The sequence below is a fragment of the Nonlabens xylanidelens genome, from assembly GCF_002934445.1.
GTDB classification, from domain to species: Bacteria; Bacteroidota; Bacteroidia; order Flavobacteriales; family Flavobacteriaceae; genus Nonlabens; species Nonlabens xylanidelens.
In genome coordinates, this window is the sequence record NZ_PTJE01000006.1 from 104,493 (window position 1) to 122,042 (window position 17,550).

The 17,550-nt window shown below is 34.1% G+C and carries 15 protein-coding genes; 4 read left to right on the forward strand and 11 right to left on the reverse strand.

Going from position 1 to position 17,550, the window contains the following annotated elements:
- Positions 1-27 precede the first annotated feature (27 nt).
- Positions 28-1,779 carry an ABC transporter ATP-binding protein gene (locus LY01_RS11980; RefSeq protein WP_104516097.1) on the reverse strand — a complete coding sequence of 584 codons (1,752 nt, stop codon included), beginning with the start codon at positions 1,777-1,779 and terminating at the stop codon, positions 28-30.
- A gap of 139 nt (positions 1,780-1,918) precedes the next feature.
- Between LY01_RS11980 and LY01_RS11985 the strand changes: the two genes are divergently transcribed.
- From LY01_RS11985 to yajC, 4 genes are all read left to right on the forward strand, one after another.
- The gene (locus tag LY01_RS11985; protein WP_104516098.1) at positions 1,919-3,025 is read left to right on the forward strand and encodes a Glu/Leu/Phe/Val family dehydrogenase; all 1,107 of its coding nucleotides are present in this window, start codon (positions 1,919-1,921) and stop codon (positions 3,023-3,025) included.
- Positions 3,026-3,152: 127 nt separating this feature from the next.
- Positions 3,153-4,091 (forward strand): transcription antitermination factor NusB, encoded by a 939-nt coding sequence (nusB, locus tag LY01_RS11990; protein WP_104516099.1) that lies wholly within the window; start codon positions 3,153-3,155, stop codon positions 4,089-4,091.
- A gap of 83 nt (positions 4,092-4,174) precedes the next feature.
- A complete protein-coding gene (locus LY01_RS11995) occupies positions 4,175-4,648 on the forward strand; it encodes a DUF1573 domain-containing protein (RefSeq protein WP_104516178.1) in 474 nt (157 codons plus the stop codon).
- A gap of 18 nt (positions 4,649-4,666) precedes the next feature.
- On the forward strand, positions 4,667-4,963 hold the full coding sequence (yajC, locus tag LY01_RS12000) for a preprotein translocase subunit YajC (RefSeq protein ID WP_317044703.1): 297 nt from the start codon (positions 4,667-4,669) through the stop codon (positions 4,961-4,963).
- Between the two features lie 81 nt (positions 4,964-5,044).
- Here yajC and LY01_RS12005 read toward each other — a convergent pair whose 3' ends face one another.
- From LY01_RS12005 to LY01_RS12050, 10 genes are all read right to left on the reverse strand, one after another.
- Entirely contained in the window at positions 5,045-5,533 is a 489-nt protein-coding gene (locus LY01_RS12005) for an SRPBCC family protein (protein ID WP_104516101.1), read from the reverse strand.
- Between the two features lie 87 nt (positions 5,534-5,620).
- Entirely contained in the window at positions 5,621-6,229 is a 609-nt protein-coding gene (locus tag LY01_RS12010; protein WP_104516102.1) for a hypothetical protein, read from the reverse strand.
- Positions 6,230-6,371: 142 nt separating this feature from the next.
- Entirely contained in the window at positions 6,372-7,343 is a 972-nt protein-coding gene (locus tag LY01_RS12015) for a hypothetical protein (RefSeq protein ID WP_104516103.1), read from the reverse strand.
- Between the two features lie 2 nt (positions 7,344-7,345).
- Positions 7,346-8,578, reverse strand: a complete 1,233-nt coding sequence (gene pepT, locus LY01_RS12020; RefSeq protein ID WP_104516104.1) for a peptidase T — start codon at positions 8,576-8,578, stop codon at positions 7,346-7,348.
- Between the two features lie 127 nt (positions 8,579-8,705).
- Positions 8,706-9,149 (reverse strand): hypothetical protein, encoded by a 444-nt coding sequence (locus LY01_RS12025; protein ID WP_104516105.1) that lies wholly within the window; start codon positions 9,147-9,149, stop codon positions 8,706-8,708.
- Positions 9,150-9,301: 152 nt separating this feature from the next.
- Positions 9,302-11,455, reverse strand: coding sequence for a LamG-like jellyroll fold domain-containing protein (locus tag LY01_RS12030; RefSeq protein WP_104516106.1), 2,154 nt, complete (start codon positions 11,453-11,455; stop codon positions 9,302-9,304).
- Positions 11,456-12,163: 708 nt separating this feature from the next.
- Positions 12,164-13,039 carry a hypothetical protein gene (locus LY01_RS12035; RefSeq protein WP_104516107.1) on the reverse strand — a complete coding sequence of 292 codons (876 nt, stop codon included), beginning with the start codon at positions 13,037-13,039 and terminating at the stop codon, positions 12,164-12,166.
- 178 nt (positions 13,040-13,217) lie between these two features.
- Positions 13,218-13,967, reverse strand: coding sequence for a LytR/AlgR family response regulator transcription factor (locus LY01_RS12040; protein ID WP_104516108.1), 750 nt, complete (start codon positions 13,965-13,967; stop codon positions 13,218-13,220).
- Positions 13,964-16,897, reverse strand: coding sequence for a sensor histidine kinase (locus LY01_RS12045; RefSeq protein WP_104516109.1), 2,934 nt, complete (start codon positions 16,895-16,897; stop codon positions 13,964-13,966). Before LY01_RS12045 ends, LY01_RS12040 begins: the two co-directional genes overlap by 4 nt.
- Positions 16,898-17,064: 167 nt before the next feature.
- Positions 17,065-17,490 (reverse strand): hypothetical protein, encoded by a 426-nt coding sequence (locus LY01_RS12050; protein ID WP_146080429.1) that lies wholly within the window; start codon positions 17,488-17,490, stop codon positions 17,065-17,067.
- Between the last annotated feature and the right edge of the window lie 60 nt (positions 17,491-17,550).

The following is a 17,550-nucleotide window of genomic DNA, read 5'->3' on the forward strand; positions in this document are numbered from 1 at the left end:
TAATTGTGTGCGATAATTTTTGAATTATTAATCTTCTTGTAGCATTTGATTTGCATAAAGATCTGCATAATAGCCTTGATTTGCTAGAAGAGATTCATGATTACCTTGCTCTATAATGTTACCATCTTCTAGTACAATTATTTGATCTGCATTTTTTGCACTACTCACACGATGACTTACGATTACTGTAGTGGTGTCCTTAGTTACTTTTTTAAGATTATTTAAAATCTTTTCTTCGGTCTCTGTATCTACCGCACTTAAACAGTCGTCAAATAATAAAATTTGTGGTTTTTTAATAATTGCTCTAGCGATAGAAACACGTTGTTTCTGTCCGCCACTTAAGGTGATACCACGCTCTCCTAGTACAGTTTCATAACCCTTAGTAAAGTTGGTTATATTTTTGTGTACCACCGCATTTTTTGCAGCGGCTTCTATTTCTTCTTGACTAGCATCTTTTTTACCGAATGCTATGTTCTTACCTATAGAATCAGAGAATAAGAAGGCATCTTGGGGTACATAACCTATGGAGTTTCTTAAATCATTTAGGTTAAGTTGGTCGATTTCAATGTCGTCTACGGTTAGAGAGCCGTTATCGATATCATAAAGTCTACCTATTAATTCTAGGATAGTAGATTTACCACTACCTGTTTTTCCTAAAATAGCTAGTGTTTTTCCAGATGCTATCTCAAAGGATACATTCTTTAAAGCATGTATGTTAGTGTCTTCATAGGTAAAGTTTACATTCTTAAACGAGATGTTACCTTTAATAGGTGTAGGTGCTTCATTAAGATTTTTAATGGCTGGGTCTATATCTAAGAACTCGTTGATTCTTTTTTGAGAAGCCTCAGCCTGCTGTATCATGTTAGTCACCCAACCTACTATGGCAACTGGCCAGGTAAGCATGTTTACATAAATCAAAAATTCTGGTATGGTACCTACATCTATGGTTCCATCTATAACTTGTTTCCCACCTATATATATGACCATAATATTACTTAATCCTATTAATAAAACCATAAGCGGGAAGAATAGGGCCTGGATACGTGCTAGATCTATATTTTTATCTTTACTGTCGTTAGCTACTTGTGTAAATTGCTCATTCATTTGAGGAGCAAGATTATAAGCCTTAATAACAGATATACCACTAAATGCCTCTTGAGAGATGGTATTTAAATTTGATAAGTACTCTTGTACTAGTGTTGCACGCTTGTTGATTTCTCTACTTATTACATAAATAGCCACTGATAATATTGGTAATGGTATAATGGTATATATAGCTAGAGTAGGAGCGGTGTCTATCATCGCAGGTATAACAACGGCAAATAAGGTAATCATGTTTATACTGTACATGATGGCAGGTCCCATGTACATACGTACTTTAGAGACGTCTTCACTTATACGGTTCATTAAATCTCCAGTGCGATTTTGTTTGTAAAAACCTAAGGATAGGCGCTGGTATTGTTGATAAACTATGTTTTTAAGATCGTATTCTAGGTGTCTAGAAACAACTATTATTAATTGTCTCATGACAAAGGTAAGCACAGCGGCAAGTAGTGTAGATCCTAATATAATCAAGATGTATAAAACGAGATCATCTTTCATCGCTTCCTTATCTGTAATCAGTCCTTTATCATAATCATTGAGTAGGTTTATGATTTTACCTACGTATTTAGGTAAATACAAGGATAGATAACGAGATATGATGGTGACTATAACACCGCCTATAAATTGCCATTTGTACTTTGCAAACAGTACATTTAGTTTTTTAAGTTCTTTCATTTACTTACAAATTCCCTAAGGGAAATTATTTTTTTTAAACAGTCGGTAAATTAAGCATGGTAAATTGCCTAATCCCTAAAATCAAGTTATTTTTGCACGCTTTTTAATAACAATCTTTAAAGTCAATAAATTTATTTTTATGCCTCAAGAATTTGATTCTTTAGAAAAATTAGTTCGTCAAGATCCTGTCTTTGGTCAGGTATCGTTTGACGGTCACGAGCAAATCGTTTTTTGTAACGACAAAGATACAGGACTGAAAGCCATTATCGGTATTCATAATACAGTATTAGGTCCTGCATTAGGCGGTACACGTATGTGGCAATATGAAAATGAATGGGCTGCCCTTAATGACGTTTTAAGACTTTCTAGAGGTATGACCTTTAAAAGTGCCATTACTGGATTAAATCTAGGTGGAGGAAAAGCCGTTATTATAGGTGATGCAAAAACTCAAAAAACACCTGAGTTAATGCGCAAATTTGGTGAATTTGTACATTCATTAAGCGGTCGTTACATCACTGCCGAAGATGTAGGTATGGCTACCGAAGATATGGATACAGTACGTGAGGTAACGCCTTATGTAACCGGTATATCTCAAGAAAAAGGTGGTGCAGGAAATCCTTCTCCTATTACAGCATACGGTGTTTTTATGGGTATGAAAGCAGCTGCACAGTTTAAGTACGGCAGCGATGTGCTAGAAGATAAAAAAATCTATGTAGAAGGAATAGGTAACGTAGGTGAGACTCTAGTAGAATATCTAACACAAGAAGGTGCTGACGTAGTTGTTTCTGATATTAATCAAGACAGACTAGAAGAAGTAAGAGATAAATATGGTGTGACTATTTATGGAGGTAACGATTTACATGCAGAGCAAATGGATATTTATGCTCCATGTGCATTAGGTGCGACTATAAATGACACTTCTATAAATAAATTACAAGCATCTATTATTGCTGGTGCCGCAAATAATCAACTTGCAGATGAGGTAAAGCATGGTATGCTACTTCAAAACAAAGGAATTGTTTATGCTCCAGACTTTTTAATTAATGCAGGAGGGATTATAAATGTTTATGCAGAGTTAGAGGGGTATGACCGTTCTGAAATCATGAGAAAAACTGAAAATATTTATACGACTACTATAGAAATTTTAAATCGTGCCAAAGAAACTGGCGTGAGTACTCATAAAGCAGCTTTAGAGATCGCACAAGCTCGTATTGCAGCTAGAAAACAAGAGCAGCTAGTTTACTAGTTCACTTTAAAACAGTATTTTTGCCTCGTTTTTAGAAGTAGAAACGAGGTTAATAGTTATTATAATTCCGCTTTCGCGAAAGCTAACTTAAACAATAGCTCGCTAGAGTAATAAATAAAACGTTCTTATGCTTACCAGAAGACAATTGCGCATCAAAGTAATGCAAGCAGTTTTTTCTTTTCAACGTCAAAATACAGACGATTTAAAAGACCTTGAAAAGTTTATCAACACTAGTATGACGCAATCATACACGCTGTTTTTATACATGGCGCAACTGCTGGTTAAAATCCATGAAGAAGCTGTAGAAAGACATGGAAAAAAGCAAAGAAGATTGCTTTCTTCTAATGTAGAAGAAAATCCATCAAGACACTTTATTGATAATAAAATTTTATTACAATTAAGAGAGAGCGAGGCGCTTAAAGATGCGTTACAACAACGTGATCTAGATCCATGGCATCTAGATTCTAAGTATGTAGAAAATCTTTATTTCAAAATTCAAGAAAGCAAGACCTTTGTCGTTTATTCTATGGATGAAGAGCCTTCACTTAAAAAGGATCTAAAATTCTTAACCTACATCTACGAAGATATTATCGCACCTAGTGATGAGTTGCTAGATTACCTAGAAGACATTAACATCACATGGACCGATGATTTTCCACTAGTTAATTCTACCATGATTCAATTTATGCGTAAGATTAAACCTTTAAAGGAAGTTGTATTACCACCTTTATTTAAAGATCAAGAAGACGCAAAGTTTACTATGAATCTTTTTAGAAAGACATTATTAAACATTAATGAACTATCTGCTCGTATAGAAGGTAAAACACCTAACTGGGATAAAGAACGTATCGCTCAAATAGATATGGTGCTGATTATGATGGCACAAGCAGAGTTTTTATACTTCTCAGACATACCGGTTAAGGTTACTATCAATGAATATCTTGAGATAGCTAAAGATTATAGTACTCCTAAAAGTGCCAATTTTATCAACGGTATTCTAGATAATTTACTCAAGGAATTTGAGAAAAATGATCAGCTACATAAAATGGGAAGAGGTTTAATGTAAGGTTAAGTTAATAGCGTTGGATTAAAACATGTTTTTAATTACATTTGCTTTACATTTTTTAGAAATTATTAAAATAAAACATGATGAAAAAATTAGTTTTGATGGTAGCTGCTGTAGCTACAATGGCTTTAACTAGCTGTAACGAAAAAGCACAATCTGCAACAATCGATGAAGCAAACCTTACTGCTGCAGCTGCAAGTAAAGAAGTTGCTGGTGACTATCCAGAAATGACTTTTGCTGAAACTGAATTTGATTTTGGTACTGTAGAAGAAGGTGCTGTAGTTGAGCATGAATATAAGTTTACAAACACAGGAAGTGCTCCACTTATCGTTGTAAACGCAAAAGGATCTTGTGGTTGTACAGTTCCTACTTGGTCTAAAGAGCCTATCGCTCCTGGTGCTGAAGGTACTATGCTAGTGAAATTTAACACTAACGGTAAGCCTAACGCACAGACTAAAACAGTTACTATTAAGGCAAATACAGAATCTGGTACTGAGTCTATCCGTATTAAAGGTTTTGTAAATCCTAAGGCTAAGGCTGGCGCGCCTAACGCATAAGGATTTTTTATTATGGACATGAATACCATTATAAACTTTGCGCCTTACCTGCTTATCATCGGAGTGTTCTACTTTTTGATCATGCGACCACAAGCACAAAAGCGTAAAGAAGAAAAAACTTTTGCAGAATCACTTAAAGTGGGTACCAAAGTAATTACTACTAGCGGTATACACGGTAAAGTAAATCAAATTAATCCTGAAAAAGGAACCGTTTTGATTGAAACAGGTGCTGGTAAAATTACTTTTGAAAGATCTGCAATATCTGTAGAGCTGACAAAGAAATTATCTGAGACAGTGATTACTAAAGAAAATTAAGAACAGTTTATGTTCATTTATAAAACCCTTGAGAGATCAAGGGTTTTTTTTTGTGTCTCGTTTTAATTAAATTATTTGTGTTTATCCATTCCAGGTAACTCCTTCCATCTTCCATCTTCCATCTTCAGCGACATCTTTTAAAGTTTTATTGCGTTGTTCTAAAAGACGCGTCATATAGTTTTTTAGAAATAGAGTATCCGCTAGTTTACCTAGAATACCTAATGGTGAGGTGTAATTGAATATATCCTTCATGAGTGTAGAGCCATCTTCTTGTTGCTCAAAAAAATGTTCATGTTTAAAATGCTTGAAGGCTCCTTTTACCAGCTGGTCTGCAAAATAATTGTGCGGTTCTACATCTGTAATTAAACTAGTCAGTTCTTGAGTAAACCCTAAGTGCTTTGCTCTCCAGGTAACAGTTTCTCCCTTTTCTACAAGACCAGTCGTTCTTCCTGCAATGGCTTTTTCATTTGTATGTTCTAGCGATAACATATGCAAGTCTATACTTCTAGCTAGATCAAAAACCAGTTCAATAGGAGCGTTAATATGAGTTTTTAAAAGAAGTTGTGGCATGCTTAAATGAATAGTTTTACTGAATATAATAAAAGCGAACTGTAAAGTTCGCTTTTATTAGAAATGATATATGTGAATGATAGCTGATTAAAACCTCCAGCCAAAGTTTACGCCACCACGGCCAGTTACTTCTGGTAGATCAAAAGTTTCATTTCTGTCATCCGCAATTCCGAAATTACGACCTATACCAAAACCTACGTCGATTAAAAAACCGCTATCGCTTACCCATTTCCATCCTATACCGACTCCTATCGCAGCTTCAGTGTAAGATTCTGTTACGTTGCGACCGCCATTAAAATCGCTAATAAAGTATCCGTCTTCAAAGCTAAAAACTTTTACAAAACCTTCTCCGTAAAAACCTTTAGCACCATAGTCTTCTTTTGAAAAGAAGTATTGTCTGTAATAAGGTGTAATACTAAAGGTTTCATAGTAGTCAAATTTATCTTCGTTATCCAGAATACCGATGTTTAAATCTACACCTACACCAGAATATCTACCTAATACATATTCATATCTAGGATTAATACCTAAGCCTGCTATAGCAGCAACAACATCTAGACTTACCTCATGCTTTTTAGCTTCATTGAATTTATCTAGTCGTTTCTGACTATCTGTTTGATCATCATTTTGTCCTTCTTGAGCAAAACAATTTGTAGAGATAAAAAAGATAGTTATTATAAGCAGTAATTTTTTCATTGGTTTAGTTTTATTTTAGATACATAATGTAATTAAAGGTTGCGTTAGATTACAATATATTTTATTTGTATACACAAATTTAATAATGAGTTGAATTCTCGTAAATGATCTAAAAAATGCCAAAAAATAAGTGTTAATGTGTCTAACAATCATTACATTCTCTACTCTCCATAGAAAAAGGTATTTTGACATAAGATTGTACTGGTATGCCTCTTACTTGAGCTGGTTTCCATTTTACATCCATACTGCGTAGACCTCTAATTGCCATTTCATCAGGTCCTTTACCCATTCCATTCTTTATTTTAATATCACTTACATTACCTTCTGTATCGATCATGAAAAGTATACTCATGTTAGTGCTGTAATCGTTTTTATTGAGTTCTATTAAATCATAATAATGATTTATGTGTATCTGTAACTTACGTATGAATTTTTTAGAATTCATCAAAGGTTGAGCACTTTGAGAATAGGAATCATACGTGTAACTTTTTCCATTGTGATAGCTTTTTCCAGATTTGGGAACCCCATCTTCGTATATTTCTTCATATACTAAGGTATTGTCTTTGTACGCTTTCCATAAACCACTAGCTTTTTGGTTTTTGTAATGGCCACTCAGGCTATCTATTGCCTTACTGTCGCCTTTGTATGGACCATTAAAAACCCCATTCCCATCTTTGATAGAGACACTACCATCTACCTCTTTTTTATATTTGTAATAACATGGTACACCTTCTTCACTAGATTTACTCAAAGCATAGTTTTCTAGTAAGTTTCCAGTGGAATCATAAACAGATTGATAACCTACTATTCGGCCACTGGAATAGGTAAGTTGCCTCATCTTATTACCATTATTGTAAAACCATTGCCAGGTACCAGTTCTATAATCTGTTCTTATTTCCAAATAACCTTTTGAAAATAACTGATCATTCTGCTTGTAATAAGTTTCCTCTTTTATTAAACCTATAGATGCATCTGCTTCTTTAATTTGATAAAAGACTGCTTCTGTAGAATCGGTTACCACTTTTCTATTGTTATCTAGCCAGCTCTTTTCTTGAGCAATGGCTACCGCAAATAGACCAAGGGTTAATACTATGGCCAATGAATATTTGATCATTTTTATTTCTTTTCAGCTACTAATTCTGCTATTCTTACTATCACCTCTGTAGCTTTTATCATACTCTCTACAGGAACATATTCATAAGGGCCATGGAAATTATGACCACCAGCAAAAATATTTGGACACGGTAATCCCATATAACTCAATTGAGATCCATCTGTACCACCGCGTATAGGTTTAATAAGAGGTGTAATGCCTAGATCTTTCATTGCTTGTTCTGCAACATCTACGATATGCATTACTGGCTCTACTTTCTCACGCATGTTGAAGTATTGATCTTTGATTTCTATACTTACTGCCTCACGATCATATTGCTCATTAAGAGTGTTTACAAGGTTTTGCATCACTTCTTTACGTGCTTCAAAATGTTCTTTATTGTGATCTCTAATGATGTACTGTAATTCTGATTTTTCTACCGCTCCTTTCATATTATGCAGGTGAAAGAATCCTTGGTATTCCTCTGTATGTTCTGGAGTTTCCATTCTAGGTAAAGAATCGATAAATTCCTGAGCTACATACATGGAGTTGATCATTTTTCCTTTGGCATATCCTGGGTGAACTATTTTACCATAAAAAGTTACTACCGCGCCAGCAGCATTAAAATTTTCATATTCTAGTTCTCCTATCTGACTACCATCCATTGTGTAAGCCCAGTCAGCACCAAATTTCTCTACATCAAATTTATGTGCACCGCGACCTATTTCTTCATCTGGTGTAAAACCTACCTTAATAGCACCGTGTTTAATTTCTGGATTGTCCAGCATGTGCTTCATTGCAGTCATTATTTCGGTAATTCCAGCTTTATCATCTGCCGCCAGTAGAGTAGTACCATCTGTTGTAATAATGGTCTGTCCTTTGTATTGTTTTAAATCGTCAAAATATTCTGGAGATAAAACAAGATCAGATCCTTTTAAAGGAATATCACCACCATCATATTTTTCTATAATTTGAGGTTTAACGTCCTTACCTGTAAAATCTGGAGTACTATCAAAGTGCGAGATAAAACCTATAGTAGCCGTTTCATGTTCTACATTTGATGGTAGAGTAGCCATTATATATGCATTCTCATCTATAGTCACATCGCTCATTCCCATATCTATAAGCTCTTGATGTAATTTGCGTGCAAGATCCCACTGCTTTTCACTACTAGGAGTTGTGTCACTATTAGGGTCTGACTCCGTATCGATGGTGATGTAACTTATGAAACGTTCTATGATTTCTTGCTTCTTCATGGCTTTTTTTTGTTGTGTAAAGATAGTTTGATTCCGCTTTCGCGAAAGCGGAATTTTTCAAAAACTCTTTATATAAATATTAATTTATTGATTTGAGAATGTGATGGATAATGGGTTGTTTGCAATATTACCAGCGATTATTATAAACCGATAACGGATTATAAGATCTATGTAATCCGGTGTTTCTATTGGCTTCAAAAAAGGCAGGATTACTAGACTTAAATTTTCTAGCAAATCGATCGTTTTCTAAATACACATTTACAGCCTTGCGGTCTTTTTTAAATCTTAATCTGCCAAAATCTGTGTTTGCATTAGGTGTATAAGGCTTAGACTCTATGGACTGTGATTCATTATAAATGGAAACCATATCGATGGTTTTTACTCCAGGAGTTATAGAAAAACCTGTGTTAGGATTAACTATATTATTGCTGTCTAGACTCAAAGTAATATTGATTTGATGCTCTGGCATTAAAAAAAGATTGAAACCTTGAAGGTTATCATTATTTAATTCCTGTCCATAATTAATGGAGCATGCGCAACAAATAATAATAAAAGAGACCCATTTATTCATAGTTTTAAAGATAGATAATGAAAAAGGATTGAGCAAAAAAAATCGAGTTACATTGCTGTAACTCGATTCATTTTAAAAAATCTAAAATCAATTCAGATTTCCCCTTAATTACAACTATGGAAAATTCCAATAAACCATAGCCTCATCATATTTTATTTTTTGATAAACTGCTTTGTTGCTATTTCTCCAGTTTCTGTCGTTACTTTAATGATATACATTCCTGTTTTTAGGTCTTGAACATTAACTTCTTCTGTTTGAGAAATCAATATTTGTTGCCCTTGTAGGTTATATACTTCTGCTTTAGCGAAAGCGTTATTTTTAACAATGATATTTATAATGTTTGTTACTGGATTGGGATATAAGCTCATAGAGAGTTGTTCTACATCATTGATTCCTGCGGTTGCTCCGAACTCGTATGCACCCATGTCTATCGAGCTTCCTGCGATACGATTGTTACCAGTTAGGTCGTATTGTAACCATTGGTTATTATAAAGGCTGCTTAATCCGGTATCCACACTCGGAGAAGTACTTTGCAGACTGTAATCTCCATTTGCAGGATCGACAAAAAGTGGGTCACCTGTAATCATATTAATTCCAGATATACCGTATCCATTATCTGATAATGAATTTTTTAGATCAAAATTTCTCGGTCCATCATTGAACAGTGGTGTGGTTACACTATTACCATAAAAAATACAATTGTAATAACTATATGATGCAGTAAGCTGATCGCTGTAAGTTCTAATATTTGCATTACCATTTCCAGAATTAGGAGATGAATAAGTGTTATTTGCGACTACTGAATTTAGAAATTGCATATTTACCGCCGTTCCATTTTGACTATTAGGATTGATCCATACAACACCTGTTGAACTCTGTCCAAATATGCTGTTTGTTAATGACGTGTTATCCACTATCAATGTATTTACAAATCGCACTGAACCATCAATAGAAATATTATCATAAAATGCACAAACTCCACCAGTAAGGTTGTTTTTAATGATATTATTCTGACTTAGAAAAGCAGAGCCACTAGGCGATGAATTTACCGTAATTGTACCATGACCATAGGAAATATTGTTTTCAAATACACAATTGTTGATCGTTGTAGACTTATTGATAAGGGCACCAGCTCCATTTTGATTAGCATTTACATTTGCATGTCCACCGCTTATGTATATACCGTCTATTACCGTATTTGAAGCATAGACTTTTAAAATTACACGATTGTTGTCAGACCTGTCGGCGGCGTTAAAAGCTGGAATAGCAGTGTCATTATTTTGCTGGTCGCCAGATAATCTAGTGATGTTTGTTATAAAATCACGTTCAGCAAGAGTAGTTTCAGTTCCATTAAATCCTCCATAAATATTCTTAGTGTTATTTACTGTAAAGGATTCGCTTACACCAGCTAAAGGTTTATACGTTCCTGCTGCTACCCATACATCTACAGTGTTAGCATTATCAAGTGCATCTTGCAACTTTATATAAGCATTTGCCCAACTAGATCCATCATTTGCTCCGGTAGCATTAGCATCTACATAGAGTGGTGGTTGAACTATAGGTGAATTTTCTGAAGCTAGTGCTGTAACCTCAACACTTGTAAGTGCACGCTCGTAATATCTAATGTCATCAAGAGATCCTGGAAATGCTCCTTGTGGTGCAACTATTAATCGAGGATCTGTTATAAATTGTGGTGCTGCTCCAGCTGTACTATTAAGCGAAACTACAGATGGGTATGATTGTAAAACACCGTCTACATAAGTATCAAATTCTATGGTGTTACCGTTAACCTCGCTTACTAATGCAACATGATGCCATGTGTCATCAGTCAAACTGGGAATACTTGTAGTGGCAAAACCATTTTTTTGAATTCCGTTAACGCTTCCTCTTGCATAATATTCAAACCTGCCAGGATTAGAACTGTCGCTATTATTTATTCTTATATTCAAGAAGCCAGAGCTTCCTCCTATTAAAAAAATCTGTGTTGTATTTGCTGCAAGGTCTGCGAGGTCTACTTTCATCCAGAAGCTCATAGAAATTTCTTGATTATTAACGGTCGAACCTTGTCGTGTATTGATAAAGTAATCGGAATTCATTTGGTATGCAGTGTTTGCTGTACCAACTCTGTCTATTACTGAGACCGCAGTTTGATTATTTGTAGTAAGATCTGCAGTTCCAGGTGTTACTTGATTCACTAGACTTCCGTTAGTAAATGTAAAATCCCATAATTGTCCTGTGGGGATTTGAGCATTTGCACTCATCGTAAACAGAAAAGCGATAATTAAAAAAGGTAATGTTTTTTTCATGATTGTAATTATTAGTTGATTTACAATCACAAATTTGCAATAAGATGCCAGTTGATTTTTATAAGAATTTATGAAGGTGTGTTTTCAACTTATGAAGAGTTATTTTAAGCTTAAAATGAAAGACAGAGATCTAGAATTAAGTATTCATAGATGATTGATAAATGATAATTTTGCGAAAAGAATTGCCGAAATAGAAAAAATGATAAACAATCGATAGGTTAAAAAAAATGGAGATCTTTTGCCTATTAAAAAATTAAAATCAACTTGATTAGTTGCAGGTATAAGCTGAACTCGGCTTTGTTTTTATATTTTGTTTTAAAACATTTATACAGGGTTGCCTATAGATTTGTATAATGAGGTACGGTTCATCTTATGAGAACGTATATAGCAAATACTACCGGCTAAGGTTGGGTGCTTTATTAATTCCTTATACTAAAGACTCGAAATATTCAGAAATTAAGCAACACCTTGCAACGGCCTCAAGGATTATAAGGTGTAGTAACCCCTTCACGTTATAGGATTTATAATTTTTTCAAACAAGCCACGCAAAAGAATTCTTGAGGTAGCTGGATCGATAAGTATTTCAGACCAATTAAATTTTGAGTCTAAATAAAAAAGGGAAGTCCTAAATAGACTTCCCCTAAAAAATATTTAATCTCTTGTGTTCAACTAAAAGCTTTAGAACTAGATGAAAATTTGTTTTGTTGTTTAATGAAAAATATTTGTGCAGCTAGATGCTGTTAACCTACAACTTGATTTATGCTCGTCTGCTAATTTCCAACCTCTAAGAGTTTTCTGACCTTCAGGACTATTCCAATAGGCATTGTTCTTGTCTTTAATGTATTTACTGTAAGCGTCTGCCTCTTTTTGCATAGTAGCTAAATCTGCTTCGTCTTTAGATGTTAGCGTATAGGCGATTTGTTTTTCACGCATAGCGGTTAAATAATCGCTTATCATTTCACGTACATTTTCTTTAGATATGGCTTTATATTCTGGTGCTTTTCTAGGATCTGGTCCTGCACTATTATTTAAAGCAATATTTTTTGCTTTGTTTAAAAATTTACCAAAGCCACTTTTCTTTTTTTTAGTTTTTGAACTTGCTTCGCCATCTGGTGTTGTACCCTTTAACACATAAACTCTGTTTATGTCACCAAATTCTGTACGGCTGTTAAAGTGATCTATAAAAAATATATAGTTGCCTATAGCTACATAACCTTCATTAAACACATTTTCATAAACGATATATGTGTTAGGAAACCCAGTGAACGTGTGTCTGTTTTTTGTAAAATCTGCTATATACTGGCTTCCTTTTTCGTCAGTATCATTTTTATCAATAATAGCAATTCCAGAGTCGATACCTTCATGCTTTAACAATTTTACAATAACTTCTCGTGGCTCGTTATACTGGCCTACTCTTTCCTGGCTAAGGTCTACCATTTGTTCTCCTTTGTTATCTGTAGAAACGCCTGGGTATTCTATATAGACTGGGTTTTCACCTTTTGCTTTAATGTTTTCAAAAAATGTTTTCTGTGCAAATGCGTTTGAAGTTACTAGTGCAGTAATAATTAAAATAATGTATTTCATGATTGTAAGTTTTAATTAGTTTACAATCGCAAAGTTGCAGTGAGATGGCGGTCGGTTTTTATATGAACTTATGAAGGTGCGTTTTCAACTTATAAATGCTTTTTCAAAATCAAAAGAAAACAGGAGTCAAGAAACAAGTATTAATGACGACCGACCAGCCGAAAACTGAGGCTGAAAACTAAATACTCTGTACAATAGTGAGAAACTCTTCTCTTTTATCCTTAGAGATGAGTATATCTAGATCGCCTTCCATGAGTATGTAACCGCCATCTTTGCGCACATATTCTTTTATGTGTCTTAAATTAATGAGGTACGAGCGATGTGGTTTATAGAACGTCTTTAAGCTGTCGAGTATATCTGTAAAATGCTTGAGAGGTTTACTTACTAAAATTTTCTCTTTACCTATTAGATGAAATTCTGTATACATACCGTCTGCTTTTATGGCAATGATATTATCAAATTCTACAAACTTAATCCCATCAGAATAGGGTAGTGCTATTTTAGAAAAATTTGCTTCTTTAAAGCTGTTCTTTAATTCAAGAAGTCGCTCGGTAAGTTGAGTTTTACCTCTTAATTCTATCACTCTTTTGAGCGCTTGTTTTAATTTTTCTGGACGCAGTGGTTTGAGTAAATAATCTATCGCGTTTAATTGAAAAGCTTGTATCGCATAGTCGCTATATGCTGTGGTGAAGATAATTTCAAAATTAAAATGATTCTTATCTATAAACTCGGTTATTTCTAGACCGCTATGTTGTGGCATTTCTATATCTAGAAATACGAGATCAGGTAGTTCATTTTTTATAAGTTCAACACCTTGTAGTAAATTGGGTGCATTAGAAATTTCGGTCACTTCTGGACAATGATCTTTCAGTAAAATTTTAAGAACTTCTCTTGCTTTAGGCTCGTCGTCTATGATTATTGCTTTCATTCTTCTGTGGTATATGGTATTTTAATGGTAACTAGCGTTCCAGTCGCTTTATCGCCATTAAATTTATCGGTGGTTTCTATGCTAGCCTCTTTCTCTAGTACGTAGTTGAGTAAAGAAATGCGGTCATCAGTCGCTTTTGTAGCAAATGATTTATGAAGTTTTATTCTTTTGGATTGAATTTCCTTTGACTTCTCACGGCCTACTCCATTATCATCTACTGTGCAAATAATGCGGTGCTGTTCTAGATCTTGAGTAAATTTAATAGTCAATAAACGTTCTCCTTCTATATGAAGTAATCCATGTTTGAGCGCATTTTCTACATAGGGCTGTATCAACATCGTAGGAATGAGAAAATGATCTGGTTGTTCTTCCATATTTATGACGATAGTATACTGCAGGCGTTCTTCAAAACGTAATTGCTCCAGTTCTAGATACATGTTGAGACTATCTATTTCCTCTTGTAAGGTAATGCGTCCTTTAACGCTATGATCCAGGTAAGTTCTTATTAAATCAGCAAATTTCCCAAGGTAATCTCCAGCCATTTCTCGCTGATTTTTCAAAATGTATTCTTGAATGGAATTAAGTGCGTTAAAGACAAAATGCGGATTCATCTGAGAGCGCAGATTCTCTAGTTTGAGGTTGACCATTTCCTTCTCCTTTTGTAGAGTGAGGAGTTGTCTGTTTTTCTCGCTTTCGCGAAAGCGTAATTTCCATCTATAATAAAATACAATTCCTGTAATGGAGAGTAACATTACTGCGATCCAGAACCAATTTTCCTTATAAAAAGGCAGTGTTACTTCTAACATTACTTCTTCAAGATCGCTCGTTTTACCGTCAGTATCCACGGCTCTTAATTGCAGTGTGTAATTACCTTGTGGTATGGTAGTAAAGTTGATGTTATTTGTTCCTTTAGGTATGCGTTTCCATTGTTCAAAAAGACCAGAAAGGCGGTACTCATAATTACCACTGGTCATAGCGCGCAAACCATTTGAATTGAACGTGATTTGAAACTGACTTTCTTCCTGCGGTAACTGGTAGCTGGATTGAAGGGCTACTTTTTTATTATTAATTTCTACCGCGGTAAAATATACTTCGATAGGGTTAAAGTTTTTGAAGGTAAGTTCTCTGTCTATTTTGAAAACACCAGCATTACTGGCAAAGAGAACATAGTTATTTATAATCTTTATATCATTAATGGAATATGAAGGTATTCCATCTTGTTTTGTGAGGTTTTTAAAAGTGTTGTTTTTTAAGGATAGTCTCTGGATTCCTCTATCTGTTGTAATCCATAGAAAATCACCGTCGGCTTTGATTTTATTAATATTGTTAGATAACAACCCATCTTCTTCAGACCATTTTTTTATTACCTCATCGTTTTTAAACTCAAATAAACCATTATTGAATGTAGCAGCCCATAAATGGCTTCTATTATCCATATCTATCGATCCAGTGATTATACTGCCTCTATTTTTATCTTTTAAGAGTGTGCGTTTCCCATTAGAATTAATCTTAAGGAATTCATCTATCATGGCAAAATATTTGTCTTGGGTAATTGGATCATAATAACAAGTGTAACCTCTTTTTAGTATATTAATAGTATACTCATTATTGTCCCTTTCTTGAGCTTTGTAGTTGACAACGTTAGCGCTGTTAGAACTTACAATCATAATACTATCAGGAGAAATGACGTGCCCTTTTTTAACCGTGGAAAAATTTATAAGATTTGATACAATGGAGTTGTTTTTACCTAAGGTGGTAACTTCAATATCCTGAAGAAAGCTTTTTTGTTCTCTATAGGGATCGTAAATAATCTCACTAACGGCTCTAGTCCCATTAATGTTTAATTGCTCTAAAGATTTGTGTTCTAAGTCATATTGAAAGGCAGCTCCAGTAGAGGTTCCTATATAGAGTGTTTCATTTCCATTTGTTTCAAGAACTCTAGAATCTCCTGTGTTCTCAGGTAATTTTATAGTTTCTATATGGATATTAGGCAACACAAATATACCGTTAGAAGTAGTCGTGACCCAGTGATTATCATCACGATCTTTTATAATATCAGTAGAGAATACATCATCTAGCAATGTGTTTTTATAGATAAGAACATCATCTATTAATTGCATAAGTAAAACACCTTTTGATGTACACACCCATATGTCGTCTGCTATTTTTTTGACTTGGATGATTCTTACTCCATCCAGCACATCAGGTACTGAGATTTGTTTCCATGTATTGTGGTCCAGGAGTTCTATGAATTTTTCTTGATTGTTGTTTTGATAAATTATTAGGGTTCTATCCTTGCCTATGTAGGTAGTTAAATCAATGACATCACGAGCTCTGTTGAACGCTTTTAGATCTTTAGGAAGGTTGCACCATAGTTGAGGTTTGTTGTTTCCTAGAGTATACAAATCGTTGCGATAGGTAAATACTACTTTATCCTCAGTTATAAGAGGTTTGAGAGCTATATCTGTATTAGTGTTTTTTATTTCTTTAATTTCAAAGTTTGTCTTTAAATCAAATACCCTTACAAAAAGATAAGAACTCACTACTAGCTGGTGATCATAAATAGCAAGTTCAGGTAAGTTTCCTTTAAGATCGTTTTGCAAATCTTTAAAGAGCACCATCTCATCGTTTTGTACATAAAAAATCTGTCCAGAAATGTTGACGCACCATATGCGATCTTGCTGATCTACATGAATTTCAAAAACAGATAAACCACGCTTCTCAGGATGAGAAAAGGTCTTGTAATTTTCACCGTCAAACCTGGTAAGTCCTTTATTACCTGCAAACCATAGAAAACCTTTACTATCTTCAATAACACCATAAAATTCCTTGTCTGGTAAGCCATCCTTTTCTGTTAAATGAATAGATACAGGTTGTTGTGCCGTAGATAAATTACACAGAATAAAAAATAAAAAAATAACAACTTTCAAGATTAGCTTTTAGGTTATTGTAAATCTACTGTTTTAATGAGTTTTATGTATAGAACGATTGATGAATCTGCCTTATGGACTTATAAGAAAGGAAAAGCTATGTTGATTTGGGTGTAAGTAGTTGTGAAATTTTTTTAAGGATACAATTTAACAAAAGTAGCAACAAATTAAAACTGTGGTGCTGTAGAATAATTACTATAACCAGAACTTAATATAGAATTACGACCTGCTTCAAAAAGAGCAAGGTTGTTTGTTTTCATATTTATGAAAGTAGAGTTGTAATTTCCTAATTCTATGAAAGCATCTGAATTGATATTTTGAACGGTAGGGAACTCTTCACTCACTAATAAAAGTGGTAGTTTTTTAAAATTTATTTGGTCTGTTAGTAGTGTAGATTGCGCTACTTCTATAGAAGACTTATCGCTAATGCATTTTGCAAATAATTCTAAATCACTAGTTGTAATACTGGATTTAAAATTAACGTCGCACGAATCTTTTTTTACTGGTATATCTTGCAATAAATTGTGTTGCGCAAACATGAAAGCACTAATAAATAAACAAATTATAAACGATGCTATTTTTGATGCTTTCATGATTGTTAGTTTTAAAACACTTAAATATAGTGATTTAAAAATCTGTAGGTCTTAAAATAA

Bases quoted from the DNA above. Each gene is read 5' to 3' on its own strand.
- LY01_RS11980 (WP_104516097.1), bottom strand. From the start codon at position 1,779: ATGAAAGAACTTAAAAAACTAAATGTACTGTTTGCAAAGTACAAATGG.
- LY01_RS11985 (WP_104516098.1), top strand. From the start codon at position 1,919: ATGCCTCAAGAATTTGATTCTTTAGAAAAATTAGTTCGTCAAGATCCT.
- nusB (WP_104516099.1), top strand. From the start codon at position 3,153: ATGCTTACCAGAAGACAATTGCGCATCAAAGTAATGCAAGCAGTTTTT.
- LY01_RS11995 (WP_104516178.1), top strand. From the start codon at position 4,175: ATGAAAAAATTAGTTTTGATGGTAGCTGCTGTAGCTACAATGGCTTTA.
- yajC (WP_317044703.1), top strand. From the start codon at position 4,667: ATGAATACCATTATAAACTTTGCGCCTTACCTGCTTATCATCGGAGTG.
- LY01_RS12005 (WP_104516101.1), bottom strand. From the start codon at position 5,533: ATGCCACAACTTCTTTTAAAAACTCATATTAACGCTCCTATTGAACTG.
- LY01_RS12010 (WP_104516102.1), bottom strand. From the start codon at position 6,229: ATGAAAAAATTACTGCTTATAATAACTATCTTTTTTATCTCTACAAAT.
- LY01_RS12015 (WP_104516103.1), bottom strand. From the start codon at position 7,343: ATGATCAAATATTCATTGGCCATAGTATTAACCCTTGGTCTATTTGCG.
- pepT (WP_104516104.1), bottom strand. From the start codon at position 8,578: ATGAAGAAGCAAGAAATCATAGAACGTTTCATAAGTTACATCACCATC.
- LY01_RS12025 (WP_104516105.1), bottom strand. From the start codon at position 9,149: ATGAATAAATGGGTCTCTTTTATTATTATTTGTTGCGCATGCTCCATT.
- LY01_RS12030 (WP_104516106.1), bottom strand. From the start codon at position 11,455: ATGAAAAAAACATTACCTTTTTTAATTATCGCTTTTCTGTTTACGATG.
- LY01_RS12035 (WP_104516107.1), bottom strand. From the start codon at position 13,039: ATGAAATACATTATTTTAATTATTACTGCACTAGTAACTTCAAACGCA.
- LY01_RS12040 (WP_104516108.1), bottom strand. From the start codon at position 13,967: ATGAAAGCAATAATCATAGACGACGAGCCTAAAGCAAGAGAAGTTCTT.
- LY01_RS12050 (WP_146080429.1), bottom strand. From the start codon at position 17,490: ATGAAAGCATCAAAAATAGCATCGTTTATAATTTGTTTATTTATTAGT.